The 377-nt window shown below is 50.1% G+C and carries 3 tRNA genes; all 3 read right to left on the bottom strand.

Annotated elements, in window-relative coordinates:
• Position 1: 1 nt before the first annotated feature.
• A tRNA-Asp gene (locus CWS31_RS17465) sits at positions 2-78 on the bottom strand.
• Positions 79-146: 68 nt separating this feature from the next.
• A tRNA-Asp gene (locus tag CWS31_RS17460) sits at positions 147-223 on the bottom strand.
• A 68-nt stretch (positions 224-291) separates the two neighbouring features.
• A tRNA-Asp gene (locus CWS31_RS17455) sits at positions 292-368 on the bottom strand.
• Positions 369-377: the final 9 nt, after the last annotated feature.

Here is a 377-nt window from a genome sequence, read left to right as displayed (position 1 = left end):
TTGGCGGAGTGGACGGGACTCGAACCCGCGACCCCCGGCGTGACAGGCCGGTATTCTAACCAACTGAACTACCACTCCGCGATCTTTTGTTTGTAAATTTTATCAGGACTTACAACCTGCATCAAATATGATGATTTTAACAAAATTGGCGGAGTGGACGGGACTCGAACCCGCGACCCCCGGCGTGACAGGCCGGTATTCTAACCAACTGAACTACCACTCCGCGATCTTTTGTTTGTAAATTTTATCAGGACTTACAACCTGCATCAAATATGATGATTTTAACAAAATTGGCGGAGTGGACGGGACTCGAACCCGCGACCCCCGGCGTGACAGGCCGGTATTCTAACCAACTGAACTACCACTCCGCGATCTTT

The sequence above is a fragment of the Colwellia echini genome (assembly GCF_002843355.2).
GTDB classification, from domain to species: domain Bacteria; phylum Pseudomonadota; class Gammaproteobacteria; order Enterobacterales; family Alteromonadaceae; genus Colwellia; species Colwellia echini.
This window is presented reverse-complemented; position numbering and strand designations above follow the sequence as displayed.